The organism is Streptomyces kebangsaanensis, assembly GCF_001906585.1.
Lineage (GTDB): Bacteria > Actinomycetota > Actinomycetes > Streptomycetales > Streptomycetaceae > Streptomyces > Streptomyces kebangsaanensis.
On sequence record NZ_JUJA01000165.1, the window covers coordinates 27,297 to 44,896 of the forward strand.

A 17,600-nucleotide genomic window follows, 5' to 3' on the forward strand; every position below is an offset into this window, starting at 1 on the left:
GCCGCCGCGGTCGTCACGCCGCTCGTAGGAACGGCCACCGCGGTCACGGTCGAAGGAACGGTCACGGTCGTGGTCACGGCGCTCACGACGGTCGTACGACGACGGCGCCGTACGCTCCTCGCGCTCGCCCCGCTCGGCGCGGTCCACGTCCTGCGCCCCCGGCTGCTCCGGCACCGACACCTCGGTCACCGCCTGCGCCTCGGCCACCGCCGCCTCCGGGTCCACGCCTCGCTCGCGGGCGGCCCTGGCGACCAGCCGGTCGGCCTCCTCGCGCAGCTCGGCCGCGCGCCGCTGGGCACGCTCGAGCTGCTTGGTGAGGTGGGCGACCTCGCGCTCGGCCTGCTGTGCGGCGTTGCCCGCGGACTCGGCCTGCACCTCGGTCATCGACCGGGCGCCGGTGATCTCCGCGACCTCCGGGTCGAAGGCCGCACCGCCCTGGATGATGTGGCGCATGGCGTCCACGCCCGCGTCCTCCATGAGGCGGAAGATCTGGCGCCGCTGGTGCGGGAGCGACAGGGAGACCACCGTGCCGGTGCGGCCGGCGCGGGCCGTGCGGCCGGCGCGGTGCAGGTAGTCCTTGTGGTCGCCGGCCGGGTCGACGTTCAGCACCAGGTCGATGCCGTCGACGTGGATGCCCCGGGCGGCGACGTCGGTGGCGACCAGGACGTTGACGTACCCGTCCTTGAAGTCGGCCAGGGTGCGGGTGCGGGCGCCCTGGGTCATGCCGCCGTGCAGCGCCTCGGCCTTCGCCCCGGCCTCGCGCAGCTGCTCGGCCACGCGGTCGGCGCCCAGCTGGGTGCGCACGAAGATGATGGTGCGGCCCTTGCGGGAGGCGATGGCCGCGGTGACCGGCGCCTTGTCCTTGGGCTTCACGATCAGGATGTGGTGGGACATGGTCGTCACCGCGCCCTGCGCCGCGTCCACCTCGTGGGAGACGGGGTCGGTCAGGTAGCGGTCGACGAGGGTCTTGATCTCGTTCTCCATCGTCGCGGAGAACAGCATCCGCTGGCCGTCCGCCGGGACCTGGTCGAGCAGTTCGGTGACCTCGGGCAGGAAGCCCAGGTCGGACATCTGGTCGGCCTCGTCCAGGACCGCGATCCGCACGTCCTCGAGCGAGCAGGCGCCGCGGTTGATGATGTCGCGCAGGCGGCCCGGGGTGGCGACCAGGATGTCGACGCCCTTCTCCAGGGCGTAGATCTGGTTGCCCATCGAGGTGCCGCCGCAGACGACCTTCATCCTCAGCCCGAGGACGTCGCCGTAGGGCTGCAGGGCGTCCGCCACCTGCATCGCGAGCTCGCGGGTGGGGGTCAGGATGACCGCCCGCGGGCGCTTCCGCTCGGTGCGGCCGCCGGCCAGCGTGGCCAGCGTCGGCAGGCCGAAGGACAGGGTCTTGCCCGAGCCGGTGCGGCCCCGGCCCAGGACGTCCTTGCCGGCCAGGGCGTCCGGGATGGTCGCGGCCTGGATCGGGAAGGGGGTGGTCACACCGTTCTGCTCGAGCTTGCGCACGACGCCCTCGGGGAGACCGAGATCCGCGAACGTGATCTCGGACACCTCACGGTTCTCAGGGGCGTCGTCGGCGCTCTCGGGCACGACGACGTGGTCAGCAGTAATGGACATGCGAATGCGAAACCTTCCGGAGTCTCGTCGGCACGCGCCCGTCAACTCCGTGATTCGCACCACGACCGCCTCGATGCGGTCCGCCACGGCAAAGGAGAGTACGCGCCACACGGCGCGCTCTGCGTGGGCGCCGGGCAAATGGGATCAAACGATCTGCCACCTTACGCACCCACCGCCCTCGAAAGCAAACCGGGCCCGTGGACGCCGGTCAGGATCTGGCACGTCGCAGCCGGCCCGGCTTCGGCGTGGGTTCCCTCTGCTCCAGTTGCGACCCCGCGCCCTCGTGCGCCGACGACGACGGCTCGGCCGCCGTCGGCTCCGGCGGGGCCGGCGGAGGAGGCGGAGGGGGCGGGGGGGCCGTCGGCGGCTCCGGCGCGGCGGACGTCTGCGGGGGCACCGGCACCGCGTCCGTCGGTGTCGGCTCGCCCGGTCCGGGCGGCACCCCGCGCTTGCCCGGCGCCGTCGCGGACGCGCTGCCCTCGGCCGACGGCGAGGCCGACGCGGACGGCGACTCGCCGCCCTTCCCCTTCCCCTCATGCCCGTGCCCGCCGTGCCCGCCGTCCCCGGCGCGGCCCGCGCCACCACCGGGCACCGCCCCGCCTCCGCCCGGGGCCTCACCGCCCCGCCGCCCCGTGGAGTGCGACGGCCGGGCCTCGCCACCGGCGCCCTCCCCCACGCTCACGCAACCGGTGACGACGGCGAGGGCGGCGACCGCGGTGGCGAGACGGACCGACACGTACAAGGGGCGCACGGGAAGCCACCTCCGGGATGAAAGACGTCACCGTGCCCAACGCCCTTCACCCGCAAGAGGACACGCGAACGACCCGGGAACGACCCGGACGAGCCTCAGCCGTACCCCAGGGCGTGCAGACGCTCGTCGTCGATGCCGAAGTGGTGGGCGATCTCGTGCACCACGGTGACCTCGGTCTCCACGACCACGTCCTCCCGTGTCTCGCACATCCGCAGCGTCGGCCCGCGGTAGATCGTGATCCGGTCGGGCAGCACGCCCGCGTACCACTCACCGCGCTCCGTCAGGGGGGTCCCCTCGTACAGCCCGAGCAGCTCGGGGTCGTCGGCGGGCGGCTCGTCCTCGACGAACACCGCGACGTTGTCCATCAGCCGTGTCAGCTCCGGCGGAATCCGGTCGAGGGCCTCGGCGACCAGTTCCTCGAACTCCTCGCGCGTCATCTCCAGCACAGGGCCATTGTCCGGTACGGCCCCCGCCACCACCGTGCACCCGCGCATACCCGGGCGCGGACTTGGGCATACGCGACCAATGGCTCGCGCCCCCCTCGCAGAACCGAACCGCCCGCACCGCACGCACGGCATACGCAGGGCGGTACGCGCCCTCACCGACCGCCGGCACCGCTCACCCCGCCCCCGTCCGACGCTCTCCCTGACGTACGGGCCCCGCCCCTGGGCGCGTGCCGTGGGCCTGGTCGCCGTCGTACTCGCCGGCGCCTGGCTGGGCCTGCTCGTCGTCGGCGACGTACGGGCCCCGGTCGGCCCCATGAACACCACCATGACCCTGCGCCCGTCCCTCAGCGGCGGCACGAAGATCAACGTCTCCCCGCTCGGCGCCCTGGAGCTGGACAGCCACATCGCCCCGGTCCGCCTCGACGTCAACGTCGACCAGCTCGACCCCGACCGCTCCCAGGCCCTGGTCGACCACCCGGAACGCATCTCCGGCCTCCAGGAGGAGATCGCGCACGACGTCGAGCACGGCACCCTCGACCTGGCCGTACGGTCCTGCGTGGCCGTGGTCTCCGGTGCCACCGCCCTCGGCCTGGCCGTCTACCGCCGCCCCCGCCGCGCCCTGGCCGCCGGCGGTCTCGCCCTGAGCCTGCTCGCCGTGTCCGGGGCGAGCGCGTACGCCACCTGGAACCCGAAGTCCGTCCTGGAGCCCAGGTTCTCCGGCCTGCTGTCCTCCGCGCCCTCCGTGGTCGGCAACGCGCGCAGCATCGTCACCGAGTTCGACGCCTACCAGAAGGAACTGGCCCGCCTGGTCACCAACGTGACCAAGCTCTACGACGCCACCTCCACGCTCCCCGCCTACTCCCCGGACCCGTCGACCATCCGCGTCCTGCACGTCTCCGACATCCACCTCAACCCGGCGAGCTGGAAGATCATCGCCTCGCTGGTGGAGCAGTACAAGGTGGACGTGATCGTCGACTCCGGCGACACGATGGACCACGGCACCGCCGCGGAGAACGGCTTCCTGGACCCGATCGAGGACCTCGGCGCCCCCTACGTCTGGGTCCGCGGCAACCACGACTCCATGGTCACCCAGCGCTATCTGGAGCGCATGAAGAACGTGCACGTCCTGGACGACGGCCGGGCCGAGACCATCGCCGGCCTGCGCTTCGCCGGCATCGGCGACCCCCAGTTCACCCCCGACCGCTCCGTCGCCCCGGGCGGCGACGCCTCCGAACTGCTGGCGGGCGCCCGGCTGGCCTCGGCTCTGCGCGACCAGCAGGCCAAGGGCACCCCGGCCGACGTCGCCATCGCCCACGAACCGGCGGCGGCCCACGAGACGGACGGCACCGTGCCGCTGGTCCTGTGCGGGCACCTCCACCACCAGGGCACGAAGGTCCTGAAGTACGGCACCCGGCTGCGCATGGAGGGCTCGACGGGCGGCAGCGGCCTGCGGGCGGTCGAGGGGAAGCACCCCGACCCGATCCAGGCGTCGATCCTCTACTTCGACCGCGACAACCGCCGCCTCCAGGCCTGGGACGCGATCAGACTGGGCGGCCTGGGCCAGACGACGGCCGAGGTCAGCCGCCACCTCCCGGAGGGCTGAACCGATCAGCGGCTCCGCCGCGGACGACCAGGCGCGCCCCCTCCCGACACCGCTTCTCGCGTCGAGTCGTAAACGGTTTTGGCGATAGCCCGCGCGATCCCCTATGCTTTCCACGTCCCCGACGCGCTGAGAAGCGCCCAGGCGGGCCGATAGCCCTCATCGTCTAGCGGCCTAGGACGCCGCCCTTTCAAGGCGGTAGCACGGGTTCGAATCCCGTTGGGGGCACGCAACAAGGTGTGCGACACTTACCTTCGTCGGTGCGCACACGACACATGGTCCTGTGGAGCAGTTTGGAGTGCTCGCCACCCTGTCAAGGTGGAGGCCGCGGGTTCAAATCCCGTCAGGACCGCTGAGGTTTCACGTGAAACCTCGTGGCTGGGTAGCTCAGTTGGTACGAGCGTCCGCCTGAAAAGCGGAAGGTCGCCGGTTCGACCCCGGCCCCAGCCACCAGCCGAAGGCCCCGTCCAGCAGGACGGGGCCTTCGCCGTACGGTGCGCCATACCACCACGGCCCGTTTCCGCCACGGTCAAATGGTTCGCGCGCAATTTCCCCGAGGTGAGATCCTGGATCCCGTATGTCTACGCATCCCGCCCCCGCCCTCGGCGCCCTCGCCTCCCGCCTGAACGAGCTGTCGCTGCGTGACGCGCACCGGCTCGGTCGCAGGCTCGAAGGTGCGCGCAAGATCCGTAAGCCCGAGGCGCACGCCGCCGTTCTCGCCGAGGTCGAGGGGGAGATCGGGAAGGCCGAGGAGCGCATGGACGCCCGGCGGTCCCGGGTACCGGCGGTGCGCTACCCGGAGCAGTTGCCGGTCAGCCAGAAGAAGGACGCGATCGCGGAGGCCATCCGTGATCACCAGGTCGTCATCGTCGCCGGTGAGACCGGGTCCGGGAAGACCACACAGATCCCGAAGATCTGCGTGGAGCTCGGGCGCGGTGTGCGGGGCATGATCGGGCACACCCAGCCCCGCCGCATCGCCGCCCGTACGGTCGCCGAGCGCGTGGCGGAGGAGCTGGAGACGCCGCTGGGCGAGGCCGTCGGCTGGAAGGTGCGGTTCACCGACCAGGTGGATCCGGACGCCACGTTCATCAAACTGATGACGGACGGCATCCTGCTCGCGGAGATCCAGACCGACCGCGAGCTGCGCGCCTACGACACGATCATCATCGACGAGGCCCACGAGCGGTCGCTCAACATCGACTTCCTGCTCGGGTACCTGGCGCAGTTGCTGCCGAAGCGGCCCGACCTCAAGGTCGTCATCACCTCGGCCACCATCGATCCCGAGCGCTTCTCCCGGCACTTCGACGACGCGCCGATCATCGAGGTCAGCGGGCGGACGTATCCCGTGGAGGTGCGCTACCGGCCGCTGCTGGAGGAGGCTGTGTCCGATTCCGGGGGCGACGACGCCGACCGGGACCAGATCACCGCGATCACCGACGCCGTCGAGGAGCTGATGGCCGAAGGGCCCGGGGACATCCTCGTCTTCCTCTCCGGGGAACGGGAGATCCGCGACACGGCCGACGCGCTCGACAAGAAGCGGTACCGGTTCACCGAGGTGCTGCCGCTGTACGCCCGGCTCTCGCACGCCGAGCAGCACCGTGTCTTCCAGCCGCACACCGGCCGGAGGATCGTGCTGGCGACCAACGTCGCCGAGACCTCCCTCACCGTGCCCGGCATCAAGTACGTCATCGACCCCGGCTTCGCCCGGATCTCCCGGTACAGCCACCGCACCAAGGTGCAGCGGCTGCCGATCGAGCCGATCTCGCAGGCCAGCGCGAACCAGCGCAAGGGCCGCTGCGGCCGTACGTCCGACGGCGTCTGCATCCGGCTGTACTCCGAGGACGACTTCCTCTCCCGGCCGGAGTTCACGGACGCGGAGATCCTGCGCACCAACCTCGCCTCCGTCATCCTGCAGATGACCGCGGCCGGCCTCGGCGACATCGAGAAGTTCCCCTTCATCGACCCGCCGGACCACCGCAACATCCGCGACGGCGTGCAGCTGCTGCAGGAGCTGGGCGCGCTGGACCCGGCGCAGAAGGACCCCCGCAAGCGGCTCACGCAGCTGGGCCGCAGGCTGGCCCAGCTGCCGGTCGACCCGCGGCTGGCCCGGATGGTCCTGGAGGCGGACCGGAACGGCTGCGTCCGCGAGGTCATGGTGATCGCCGCCGCGCTGTCCATCCAGGACCCGCGCGAGCGTCCCGCCGACAAGCAGGCCCAGGCCGACCAGCAGCACGCCCGCTTCCGGGACGAGACCAGCGACTTCCTCGCCTTCCTGAACCTGTGGCGCTACGTCCGCGAGCAGCAGAAGGAGCGGGGCTCGTCGTCGTTCCGGCGCATGTGCAAGCAGGAGTTCCTGAACTTCCTGCGCATTCGTGAATGGCAGGACATCTACTCCCAGCTGCGCACGGTCGCCAAGCAGATGGGCATCCACCTCGACGACCAGGACGCCCCGGCCGACCGCATCCACGTCTCCCTGCTGGCCGGGCTGCTGTCGCACATCGGCATGAAGGACGTGAAGGAGTCCAAGGACTCGGGGCCGGGCGGCCGCAAGGACGGCGGGCGGGGCGAGTACCTGGGCGCCCGCAACGCCAAGTTCGCGATCTTCCCGGGTTCGGCGCTGTTCAAGAAGCCGCCGCGGTTCGTGATGTCGGCGGAGCTGGTGGAGACGAGTCGTCTCTGGGCCCGGGTCAACGCGAGGATCGAGCCGGAGTGGGTCGAGCCCCTGGCCGGCCATCTCCTCAAGCGGACGTACAGCGAACCGCACTGGGAGAAGGACCAGGCGGCGGTGATGGCGTACGAGAAGGTCACGCTGTACGGCGTGCCGATCGTGGCCCAGCGGAAGGTGAACTACGGGCGGATCGACCCGGAGGTCAGCCGGGAGCTGTTCATCCGCAACGCGCTGGTCGAGGGCGACTGGCGCACGCACCACAAGTTCTTCGCCGACAACCGCAAGCTGCTCAGCGAGGTCGAGGAGCTGGAGCACCGGGCCCGGCGCCGGGACATCGTGGTCGACGACGAGACGCTGTTCGACTTCTACGACCAGCGGGTGCCCGAAAACGTCGTCTCCGGCGCCCACTTCGACTCCTGGTGGAAGCGGAAGCGGCAGGAGCAGCCGGACTTCCTGGACTTCGAGCGGGAGATGCTGATCCGGGAGTCGGCGGAGGCGGTCACCAAGGCCGACTACCCGGACTCCTGGCGGCAGGGGAATCTGAAGTTCCGGGTGACGTACCAGTTCGAGCCGGGCGCGGACGCGGACGGTGTGACCGTCCACATTCCGCTGCAGGTGCTCAACCAGGTCACCGACGAGGGCTTCGACTGGCAGATCCCGGGCCTGCGCGAGGAGGTCGTCACCGAGCTGATCCGCTCGCTGCCGAAGCCGGTCCGCCGCAACTACGTGCCCGCGCCGAACTACGCGAAGGCGTTCCTGGAGAAGGCGGTGCCTCTGCAGGAGCCGCTGACGACGACCATGGCGCGCGAGCTGAAGCGGATGGTCGGTGTGCCCTTCGAGGCCGAGGACTTCGGCTGGTCCAAGGTCCCCGACCATCTGAAGATCACCTTCCGGATCGTCGACGAGCGGCGCCGGAAGCTGGCCGAGGACAAGGACCTGGAGGCGCTGAAGCTGAGGCTGAGGCCGAAGGCGCGCAAGGCCCTCTCCCAGGCCGCCGCGGCGACCGCCTCGCGCACCGGTGGCGAGTCGCTGGAGCGCGAGGGTCTGACCGACTGGACGATCGGCGCGCTCAGCCGGGTCTTCGAGACCCGCCGGGCCGGTCAGCCGGTGAAGGCGTACCCGGCGCTGGTCGACGACGGCGACACCGTGTCCGTACGGCTCTTCGACACCGAGGCCGAGCAGGCCGAGGCCATGTGGAGGGGAACGCGCCGGCTGATCCTGCGCAACATCCCGGTGAACCCGGCGAAGTTCGCATCCGAAAAGCTGACCAACCAGCAGAAGCTCGCCCTGTCGGCGAACCCGCACGGCTCGATCCAGGCGCTGTTCGACGACTGCGCGACGGCGGCGGCGGACAAGCTGATCGGGGACTTCGGCGGGCCGGTGTGGGACGAGGAGTCGTACCGGAAGCTGTACGACAGGGTGCGCGCCGAGATCGTGGACGTGACCGTGCGGACCGTGGGCCAGGTGCAGCAGGTGCTGGCCGCCTGGCAGGCCTGTGAGCGCCGTCTGAAGGCCGTGCGCAGCCCCGCGCTGCTGCCGAACCTGGCGGACGTACGGGCGCAGCTGGACGGCCTGGTGAAGCCCGGCTTCGTGACGGAGGCGGGGATACGGCGCCTGCCCGACCTGATGCGGTACCTGGTGGCCGCGGACCGGCGTCTGCAGCAGATGCCGACGAACGTCCAGCGGGACACCACGCGCATGGAGAAGGTCCACGACATGCGGGACGAATACGCGTGGCTGCTCGAACAGATGCCGCAGGGCCGGCCGGTGCCGTCCTCGGTGCTGGACATCCGCTGGATGATCGAGGAGCTGCGGGTCAGCTACTTCGCCCACGCCCTGGGCACGGCGTACCCCGTCTCGGACAAGCGGATCGTGAAGGCGATCGACGCGGCGGCCCCGTGACGGACCGCGCACCCTGAGTGAGTTCGACCAGGCGCCGCGCCTCCTGTAAAGTCTCTTCTCGCAGCGCAACGCACCAACCGCGCCGCGAAACCTGGTCCTGTGGAGCAGTTTGGAGTGCTCGCCACCCTGTCAAGGTGGAGGCCGCGGGTTCAAATCCCGTCAGGACCGCTTGCAAGCGAAGGCCCGCCCCCGGCAACGGAGGCGGGCCTTCGCCGTACCCCCGCCCCACCAACACAACCCACCACCCCGCCAAGGCGGAGGCCGCGCCCGCGGCGCAGCCGCGATCAGGCACAGCAAATCCCGTCAGGACCGCTTGCACACGAAGGCCCGCCCCCGGCAACGGAGGCGGGCCTTCGCCGTACCCCCGCCCCACCAACACAACCCACCACCCCGCCAAGGCGGAGGCCGCGCCCGCGGCGCAGCCGCGATCAGGCACAGCAGATCCCGTCAGGACCGCTTGTACACGAAGGCCCGCCCCCGGCGACGGAGGCGGGCCTTCGCCACGCCCGTCCCGGGACGGCCCTGACCCCGGGACGCCCCAGGACACCTTGACGGAGTCACATTCCCTCGGTACCCAAGGAGGCAGGGCCCGTTCCCGTACGGCCCGCTGGAGGTGGCGTATGGCGGCATCGGCCAGGCACGAGACGCGGGCGTTGCTCCGCGCGCACCTCGCGGCCGCCTCGTCGTATCGCCATCTCACTCGCCGCTGTCCCGTCTGCCATCACCTGCTGCGGTTCGCGATGGACAGCGCCCCGCGGACGACCCCCCAGGCCCCGTCCCAGGCCCCGGAGGACGCGGTCGGGGACGACAGCGCCCCCAGCGCGTGAGACGCGAACTCCCGTGCCGGCGTGGGGTGATGGAAGCGCGGGTTCCAATAGCGCAGAGACCCGGCGGACAACAAGCGCCTCAGCATGTGACGGGTGTCACCGCATGAGTTTTTGAAAGTGCGGTATTTACTCCCGCCCTACAACCACTCAATTTAATATGTGCAATTGCACCGCCCTGCCAGGTGCTCCACAGATGATCCGTCGAGCCTCCCCAGACTCCGACAACCCCACTCACAGAGCCACCCCACAGGCCGCCGCAGGCGCACAAAAAAGATCGCGCTGGACCCGGCGGAGTCCAGCGCGACCGACGACGCACCCTTGTTCACTTGCCTGCAGAGCTCTGACGGCTTGGGCGTGGGGCCTGTTGGGGCAGGCTCCGCGTCGCTTGGAGCTGTGGTTCCGGGCGCCTCGACCAGTTGGGGGACCAGCCGGTTTGCCCGGTTATCCGGTTGTTCAGGCTTCGCTGCGCTGCTGCGGAATACCCGCCAGCAGGGCGCGAACCTCGGCCTCGCGGTAGCGGCGGTGCCCGCCGAGCGTGCGGATCGACGTGAGCTTGCCGGCCTTCGCCCAGCGCGTGACCGTCTTGGGGTCGACGCGGAACATGGTGGCGACCTCAGCCGGGGTCAGCAGCGGCTCGGCATCAGGGGTGCGAGCGGTCATGAGCGGCCTCCTCGGGAGAACCGACGTTCTCGGTTCTTTCCTCTAAATTCTGCACCTTGACCCGCGTTGCCCGAAATGGCGGACGCGAGTCGAGTCGGTTATAGGACGAACGGCTTGTCCTCGGCACTACAACTACACCATCCGTCCANNGGCCAAACCGATGGAATTGCCCTCCCAGGTGTTCATCAGCGACGGAAGCCGATGGACCATGCCATAGCGGACAGTCACGCCGTTGTGACGATCAGTCACAGGGCGACCAGGAGTTACCAAACCCCCCAAAGCCTGCAATCCGGGGATTCCACCCACGATGGAGCCTAGTTGGACAAACGGAACCCTCCCCGGGCTCCTTGTCCTATTTTGGCATGAGGAGGGGCAACAGAGGCAAGGGCCTTGTACGTGCGGTCCGTCACCCTTGGCGCAAAAGCCCGGAACGGGGCCTACGTCCCGTCACCTCCCCGAAACGTCCCCGACGGTGCGCTGTTGACTGACGGCAACCTCGTGACCTGCGTCACTCACGCCGCGCCCGCCGCACCGGTCGTGCCCGTCGCACCTGCCGCCCCGTCAGTTCGCCGACCGCCGGTCGCGCACCGCCCGCCAGCGCTCCACGAGCCGTCCGTACGCCTCCCCCGCCGCCGCGTCGTCGCCGAGCCGCAGCGCCTCGATCCCCTCGGCCACGTCGGCGGCCGAGTGATCGCCCTCCAGGTCACCGGCCGGCAGTGCGTGCACCAGTCCGCCGTAGTCCAGTTCCACCAGCGAACGCGGGTGGAACTCCTCCAGCCAGCGCCCGATGTCCACCAGGCCGTCGATCAGCGGCCCCTCGTCGATGGCGTTCCGCAGCGCCCGCAGCGCCCGCGCCACCCGCCGCCGGGCCTGCACCATCGGCGTGCGGTAGCGCAGCACCGCACCGTCGCCGCCGAAGTCCGGGGAGTTCTCGGAGCCGCCGTCGCCCTTGACGTACTCCCGCTCCTCGTCGGACACCAGCACGAACCAGTTCAGCGGCACCTGCCAGGTCGCCGTGCGGATCCAGGGACGGGCATCCGGGTTGCCGGCCAGCCAGCGCTCGTAGTCCTGGGCGGCCTGGCGCCGCACGACCGGGGGCAGCACCGCGTCCAGGACGGCCTCCGGGAACTCCTCGGCGAGGTCGCCCAGGGCCTGCCAGCCGCGCAGCCGGGTGCGCCAGGGGCAGACGCGGACCACCCCGTCGACGTCGAGCACGAACGCGTCCCCGCTCTCGTGCACCGGCACCGGCACCGGCGGGGTGGGCAGCAGGTCGGCCAGGGAACGGCGCAGTTCGTCCTGGTAGGAGGGGCGGTCGGAGCGGCGGGCGTAGCGCGCCCAGTGGCTGCGCTCCGGCTCCGGGAAGGCGGCCAGCGGCTCGTAGACGCGCAAGTAGGTCGCGTACGGGACGACCACGGAGGACACCTTGGGCACGCCTGCTCCCTCCCCACCGGACCGGACCCGAAACCCGTCCGGCTCGCGCCCGGGTGGACGGAAAACCACTGCAAATCGTCCCACGCCCGGGTGGGAACGTACTCCGGGGGAGGGTGATCCCGACCACTGCGGGCATGGCGGAGGCGGTCAGGGTCTAGTCTCCTGGCACGGCCCCCGCCACCCTCACGAGGGCCTGTCCCCGTTCGCCGCTACTTACCCGGGAGTCACCACCGTGACCGACGTGACCGACGGCGTCCTGCACACCCTGTTCCACTCGGAGCAGGGAGGTCATGAGCAAGTCGTGCTCTGTCAGGACCGCGCCAGCGGCCTCAAGGCCGTCATCGCCATCCACTCCACCGCCCTGGGCCCCGCGCTCGGCGGCACGCGCTTCTACCCGTACGCGGACGAGGAGCAGGCCGTCGCCGACGCGCTGAACCTCGCCCGCGGAATGTCGTACAAGAACGCCATGGCCGGGCTCGAGCACGGCGGCGGCAAGGCCGTGATCATCGGCGACCCGGAGCAGATCAAGACCGAGGAGCTGCTGCTCGCCTACGGGCGGTTCGTGGCCTCGCTCGGCGGCCGGTACGTCACCGCGTGCGACGTCGGCACGTACGTCGCCGACATGGACGTGGTGGCACGCGAGTGCCGCTGGACGACCGGCCGCTCGCCCGAGAACGGCGGCGCGGGCGACTCCTCGGTGCTGACCTCCTTCGGCGTCTACCAGGGCATGCGGGCCGCGGCCCAGCACCTGTGGGGCGACCCGTCGCTGCGCGACCGCAGGGTCGGCGTCGCGGGCGTCGGCAAGGTCGGGCACCACCTCGTGGAGCACCTGCTCAAGGAGGGCGCCCAGGTCGTGATCACGGACGTACGGGAGGAGGCCGTACGGCGCGTCGCCGACCGGCACCCGTCCGTGGCCGTGGCGACCGACACCGACGCGCTGATCCGGACGGAGGGGCTGGACATCTACGCCCCCTGCGCGCTCGGCGGCGCCCTGAACGACGACACCGTGCCGGTGCTGACCGCCAAGGTGGTGTGCGGCGCGGCCAACAACCAGCTCGCCCACCCGGGCGTCGAGAAGGACCTGGCCGACCGCCGGATCCTCTACGCGCCGGACTACGTGGTGAACGCCGGCGGTGTCATCCAGGTCGCCGACGAGCTGCACGGCTTCGACTTCGACCGGTGCAGGGCGAAGGCCGCGAAGATCTTCGACACCACGCTCGCCATATTCGCACGTGCGAAGGAAGACGGGATCCCGCCGGCCGCCGCCGCCGACCGGATCGCCGAGCAGCGGATGGCGGACGCGCGGGCCGCCCGCTGAGGACGCGAGGCTTCGCTCATTTGTGCGGTACCTGCCGGTGGAGGGGTGGAGAGAACCATCACTTCCACCGGCGGGTCGTCCGCCGACAAGTGACTGAAATCGCCGCTGACCTGCGAGGAAGGGGTATCTCGACGGTCCTGTGCACACGCGTGTCCTGTGGGCGACGTACCGTATGGGCGCGGGCTCAGGTACCGTGGAAGCCCTACGGACCGGCCTCTCCACGGAGAGCCCGTTCCGGATCATGAACGCGTGTCAGACTCTGGGGCCGTCGAGCCCCGTCGTTGAGGGGGTCGAGCCATGGGGCGCGGCCGGGCCAAGGCCAAGCAGACGAAGGTCGCCCGCCAGCTGAAGTACAACAGCGGTGGGACGGACCTCTCACGCCTGGCCAAGGAGCTGGGCGCATCGACGTCGAACCAGTCACCTCCGTCACCGAAGGGCGACCGTTTCGAGGACGATGAGCACGACGACCTGTACGCACGGTACGCCGACCTGTACGAGGACGGCGAGGACGAGGAGGACGACTCCTCGCGGCAACACCGCCGCGGCGCGTAACGCCCGCGGCGGCTCAGCCGTCTCCCGTCGCGTGCCGTAGGCATCGCACCTCACCCGGTCCGGGGCTCACGCACCGGACCGGGTTTCGTGCTGCCGACCGGTCGCGGACGACCGGTCCCCGCTGGGCGGAGGGGCACGCTCACGCGTGGTCTCCCACCAGGGCCGCGCCCGTGGTGTGGTCGCCGCGGTCGGTGATCTCGCCGGCCACCCAGGCGTCGACGCCGCGGTCGGCCAGGGTGGCGAGGGCCACGTCGGCCGACTCCTCGGGCACGATCGCGAGCATGCCGACGCCCATGTTGAGGGTCTTCTCCAGCTCCAGCCGCTCGACGTCGCCGCTCTTCGCGACGAGGTCGAAGACGGGGTCCGGGGTCCAGGTGGAGCGGTCGACCACGGCGTGCAGGCCGTCCGGGATCACCCGGGCCAGGTTGGCGGCGAGCCCGCCGCCGGTCACGTGGCTGAAGGCGTGCACCTCGGTGGTGCGGATCAGCGCCAGGCAGTCCAGCGAGTAGATCCTGGTCGGCACGAGCAGTTCCTCGCCGAGGGTGCGGCCGAGCTCCTCGATGTGCGCGTCCAGGGACAGTCCGGCCCGGTCCAGCAGCACGTGGCGGACCAGGGAGTACCCGTTGGAGTGAAGTCCGGAGGACGCCATGGCGATCACCGCGTCACCCTCGCGGATGCGGTCCGGGCCGAGCAGCCGGTCCGCCTCCACGACGCCCGTACCGGCGCCGGCGACGTCGAAGTCGTCCTCGCCGAGCAGCCCCGGGTGTTCGGCCGTCTCGCCGCCGACCAGGGCGCATCCGGCCAGCACACAGCCCTCGGCGATGCCCTTGACGATGGCGGCGACCCGCTCGGGGTGGACCTTGCCGACGCAGATGTAGTCGGTCATGAACAGCGGCTCGGCGCCGCACACCACGATGTCGTCCATGACCATGGCGACCAGGTCGTGGCCGATGGTGTCGTACACGCCCATCCGGCGGGCGATGTCGACCTTCGTGCCGACGCCGTCCGTGGCGGAGGCGAGCAGGGGGCGCTCGTAGCGCTTGAGGGCGGAGGCGTCGAAGAGCCCGGCGAAGCCGCCGAGGCCGCCGAGCACCTCGGGACGCCGGGTCTTCTTCACCCACTCCTTCATGAGCTCCACGGCGCGGTCGCCCGCCTCGATGTCGACGCCGGCGCTCGCGTAGCTGGCGCCAGTGGTCTCGGAAGACATGACCTTGGGTACCTCGTGTCGTCTGCGGGCTTACGGGCGGCGGATCGCGTCGGCCGCGGCCGTGGCGGCGGGGCCGGCGGCCAGCTCGGTCTCCAGCAGCTGCTTGCCGAGCAGCTCGGGATCGGGGAGTTCCATCGGGTACTCGCCGTCGAAGCAGGCACGGCACAGATTGGGCTTGGCGATGGTGGTCGCCTCGATCATGCCGTCGATGGAGATGTACGCCAGCGAGTCGGCGCCCAGCGAGGTGCCGATCTCCTCGATGGTCATGCCGTTGGCGATGAGCTCGGCGCGGGTGGCGAAGTCGATGCCGAAGAAGCAGGGCCACTTCACCGGCGGCGAGGAGATCCGGATGTGCACCTCGGCCGCGCCGGCCTCGCGCAGCATCCGGACCAGCGCCCGCTGGGTGTTGCCGCGCACGATGGAGTCGTCGACGACGACCAGGCGCTTGCCCCTGATGACTTCCTTCAGCGGGTTCAGCTTCAGGCGGATGCCGAGCTGGCGGATGGTCTGCGAGGGCTGGATGAAGGTACGGCCGACGTAGGCGTTCTTCACCAGGCCGCTGCCGAAGGGGATGCCGGAGGCCTCCGCGTAGCCGATGGCGGCGGGGGTGCCGGACTCGGGGGTCGCTATGACGAGGTCGGCCTCGGCCGGGGCCTCCTTCGCCAGCCGGCGGCCCATCTCCACGCGGGAGAGGTAGACGTTCCGGCCGGCGATGTCGGTGTCGGGGCGGGCCAGGTAGACGTACTCGAAGATGCAGCCCTTGGGCTTCGCTTCCGCGAATCGGGAGGTGCGCAGACCGTTCTCGTCGATGGCGATGAACTCGCCCGGCTCCACCTCCCGCACGAAGCTCGCGCCGGTGATGTCCAGGGCGGCGGTCTCGGAGGCGACGACCCAGCCGCGCTCGAGGCGGCCGAGGACCAGCGGGCGGATGCCCTGCGGGTCGCGGGCGGCGTAGAGGGTCTGCTCGTCCATGAAGACGAGGCTGAAGGCGCCCCTGACCTGCGGGAGGACCGTGTGGGCCGCCTCCTCGACGGTCAGCGGCTTGCCGTCCTCGTCGACCTGGGCGGCCAGCAGGGCCGTGAGCAGGTCGGTGTCGTTGGTGGCGGCGACCCGGGTCGAGCGGCCGCTGGTGTCCTTGGGCAGCTCGGCGACCATCTCGGCGAGCCGGGCGGTGTTGACCAGGTTGCCGTTGTGGCCGAGCGCGATGGAGCCGTGCGCGGTGGCGCGGAACGTCGGCTGGGCGTTCTCCCACACGGAGGCGCCGGTGGTCGAGTAGCGGGCGTGGCCGACCGCGATGTGGCCCTGCAGGGAACCGAGCGAGGTCTCGTCGAAGACCTGGGAGACCAGGCCCATGTCCTTGAAGACGAGGATCTGGGAGCCGTTGCTGACCGCGATGCCCGCGGATTCCTGGCCCCGATGCTGGAGGGCGTACAGCCCGAAGTACGTGAGCTTTGCGACCTCTTCGCCCGGAGCCCAGACACCGAAGACGCCGCACGCGTCCTGGGGGCCTTTCTCGCCGGGGAGCAGATCGTGATTGAGTCGACCGTCACCACGTGGCACGCCACCGAGTGTAGGCGAGACCGGCCGCTGGTCCGAACTGGGGGAACGCCCGCGAAGACGCGGCCGCGGTGCATCACGCGTACGCGTCCGCGAACGTTCCCACCGGCGTTTTCGCTGTTCAGAGGGGTGGGCGGGAACGCGACCGGGCGCGTGACCGCATCCTCCGAAGTGGTGCGGCGGCCTGGTGCGCGGACACGCGAGTGAGGTGTCGCACACCATTCGGCTCCGGGCGGCCGCTCACGCCATCAGCGGCAGCAGCCCCGAGAGATCCGCCCGCTCCCCGCTCGCGCTCACCTTCGCCGCCGCGAGGGCGTCCGTCCAGGCGAGCCGTCCGGTCGCGAGGCGCAGCCAGGTCAGCGGGTCGGTCTCGACGACGTTGGGCGGGGTGCCACGGGTGTGCCGGGGTCCCTCGACGCACTGCACGACGGCGTACGGCGGGATCCGCACCTCGGTCGACCCGCCGGGCGCCCTCGCGGCGAGCGCGTCGGCGAGCAGGCGGGTGGCGGCGGCGAGGGCCTGCCGGTCGTACGGGACCTCCAGGCCGGGCACGGCGGCGTTCAGGTCGTCGGTGTGGACGACGAGTTCGACGGTGCGGGTGACCAGGTAGTCGGCGAGGGTCATGGCACCGGCGCGCGTGGCGAGGACGCGGGTGTGCGGGGCGGTGGCGAGGTGCCGGGCCAGGTCCTCCCCGGTGCGGGCGCACAGGGCGTCGAGGTCGGGGGTCGCCCCGGCGAGGTCCCGGGAGCTTTCGGCGACGGCGGCGGCGTGGGCGGCGGTCACCGACGGGTAGTCCAGCAGCGCGAGCCCGGGTTTCGCCGGCTCGTCCCGTTCCAGGGCCCGGCCGACGCTCGCGACGGTCATGGCGAGGTGCGCGATCAGATCCCGTACGGTCCAGTCGCCGAGGCGCGTGGGCAGGGCGAGCTGCTCGGGAGCAAGGGTGCGAACGGCATCCCGCACCTGACCGAACTGCGCCAGAACGGCGGCACGGGTCCTGGTGGGGTCATAGGTCCGGGTGCGCTTCTTGGCCGGCGGCATGACGGTGAGCCTATGCCAGGTGCGCG

13 protein-coding genes and 4 tRNA genes are annotated in these 17,600 nt (G+C 71.0%); 9 read left to right on the plus strand and 8 right to left on the minus strand.

Features of this window, described 5'->3' with window-relative positions; translation table 11 throughout:
- The 3 genes from RH94_RS33930 to RH94_RS33940 all read right to left on the minus strand — a co-directional run.
- The coding region (locus RH94_RS33930; RefSeq protein WP_234426232.1) for a DEAD/DEAH box helicase at positions 1-1,617 on the minus strand (1,617 nt) is incomplete at its 3' end.
- Between the two features lie 208 nt (positions 1,618-1,825).
- Entirely contained in the window at positions 1,826-2,368 is a 543-nt protein-coding gene (locus RH94_RS33935) for a hypothetical protein (protein WP_073952161.1), read from the minus strand.
- A gap of 95 nt (positions 2,369-2,463) precedes the next feature.
- Positions 2,464-2,814 (minus strand): metallopeptidase family protein, encoded by a 351-nt coding sequence (locus RH94_RS33940; protein WP_181447122.1) that lies wholly within the window; start codon positions 2,812-2,814, stop codon positions 2,464-2,466.
- A gap of 79 nt (positions 2,815-2,893) precedes the next feature.
- On the opposite strand from RH94_RS33940, the gene RH94_RS33945 reads away from it, so the two are divergent.
- The 7 genes from RH94_RS33945 (at position 2,894) to RH94_RS45495 (ending at position 9,811) form a co-directional block, all read left to right on the plus strand.
- Positions 2,894-4,417: a metallophosphoesterase family protein gene (locus tag RH94_RS33945; protein WP_073952163.1), complete on the plus strand. Its 1,524-nt coding sequence runs from the start codon at positions 2,894-2,896 to the stop codon at positions 4,415-4,417.
- Positions 4,418-4,569: 152 nt separating this feature from the next.
- A tRNA-Glu gene (locus RH94_RS33950) sits at positions 4,570-4,642 on the plus strand.
- 49 nt (positions 4,643-4,691) lie between these two features.
- Positions 4,692-4,766, plus strand: a tRNA-Asp gene (locus tag RH94_RS33955).
- Between the two features lie 24 nt (positions 4,767-4,790).
- A tRNA-Phe gene (locus tag RH94_RS33960) sits at positions 4,791-4,867 on the plus strand.
- A gap of 124 nt (positions 4,868-4,991) precedes the next feature.
- A complete protein-coding gene (hrpA, locus tag RH94_RS33965; RefSeq protein WP_073952164.1) occupies positions 4,992-8,984 on the plus strand; it encodes an ATP-dependent RNA helicase HrpA in 3,993 nt (1,330 codons plus the stop codon).
- 93 nt (positions 8,985-9,077) lie between these two features.
- Positions 9,078-9,152: transfer RNA gene (locus tag RH94_RS33970), tRNA-Asp, on the plus strand.
- Positions 9,153-9,604: 452 nt separating this feature from the next.
- A complete protein-coding gene (locus RH94_RS45495) occupies positions 9,605-9,811 on the plus strand; it encodes a DUF6274 family protein (protein ID WP_073952165.1) in 207 nt (68 codons plus the stop codon).
- Between the two features lie 453 nt (positions 9,812-10,264).
- Here RH94_RS45495 and bldC read toward each other — a convergent pair whose 3' ends face one another.
- Entirely contained in the window at positions 10,265-10,471 is a 207-nt protein-coding gene (gene bldC / locus RH94_RS33980; protein WP_003949541.1) for a developmental transcriptional regulator BldC, read from the minus strand.
- A 561-nt stretch (positions 10,472-11,032) separates the two neighbouring features.
- Positions 11,033-11,902 carry a hypothetical protein gene (locus RH94_RS33985; RefSeq protein WP_073952166.1) on the minus strand — a complete coding sequence of 290 codons (870 nt, stop codon included), beginning with the start codon at positions 11,900-11,902 and terminating at the stop codon, positions 11,033-11,035.
- 232 nt (positions 11,903-12,134) lie between these two features.
- Between RH94_RS33985 and RH94_RS33990 the strand changes: the two genes are divergently transcribed.
- Both RH94_RS33990 and RH94_RS33995 read left to right on the plus strand, forming a co-directional pair.
- Entirely contained in the window at positions 12,135-13,220 is a 1,086-nt protein-coding gene (locus RH94_RS33990) for a Leu/Phe/Val dehydrogenase (RefSeq protein WP_073952167.1), read from the plus strand.
- A gap of 297 nt (positions 13,221-13,517) precedes the next feature.
- A complete protein-coding gene (locus tag RH94_RS33995; RefSeq protein WP_073952168.1) occupies positions 13,518-13,772 on the plus strand; it encodes a DUF3073 domain-containing protein in 255 nt (84 codons plus the stop codon).
- Between the two features lie 139 nt (positions 13,773-13,911).
- Here RH94_RS33995 and purM read toward each other — a convergent pair whose 3' ends face one another.
- From purM to RH94_RS34010, 3 genes are all read right to left on the minus strand, one after another.
- Positions 13,912-14,979 carry a phosphoribosylformylglycinamidine cyclo-ligase gene (gene purM, locus RH94_RS34000; RefSeq protein ID WP_073952169.1) on the minus strand — a complete coding sequence of 356 codons (1,068 nt, stop codon included), beginning with the start codon at positions 14,977-14,979 and terminating at the stop codon, positions 13,912-13,914.
- 30 nt (positions 14,980-15,009) lie between these two features.
- The gene (purF, locus tag RH94_RS34005; protein ID WP_073952170.1) at positions 15,010-16,539 is read right to left on the minus strand and encodes an amidophosphoribosyltransferase; all 1,530 of its coding nucleotides are present in this window, start codon (positions 16,537-16,539) and stop codon (positions 15,010-15,012) included.
- Positions 16,540-16,776: 237 nt separating this feature from the next.
- A complete protein-coding gene (locus RH94_RS34010; protein ID WP_073952171.1) occupies positions 16,777-17,574 on the minus strand; it encodes a maleylpyruvate isomerase family mycothiol-dependent enzyme in 798 nt (265 codons plus the stop codon).
- Positions 17,575-17,600 lie beyond the last annotated feature (26 nt).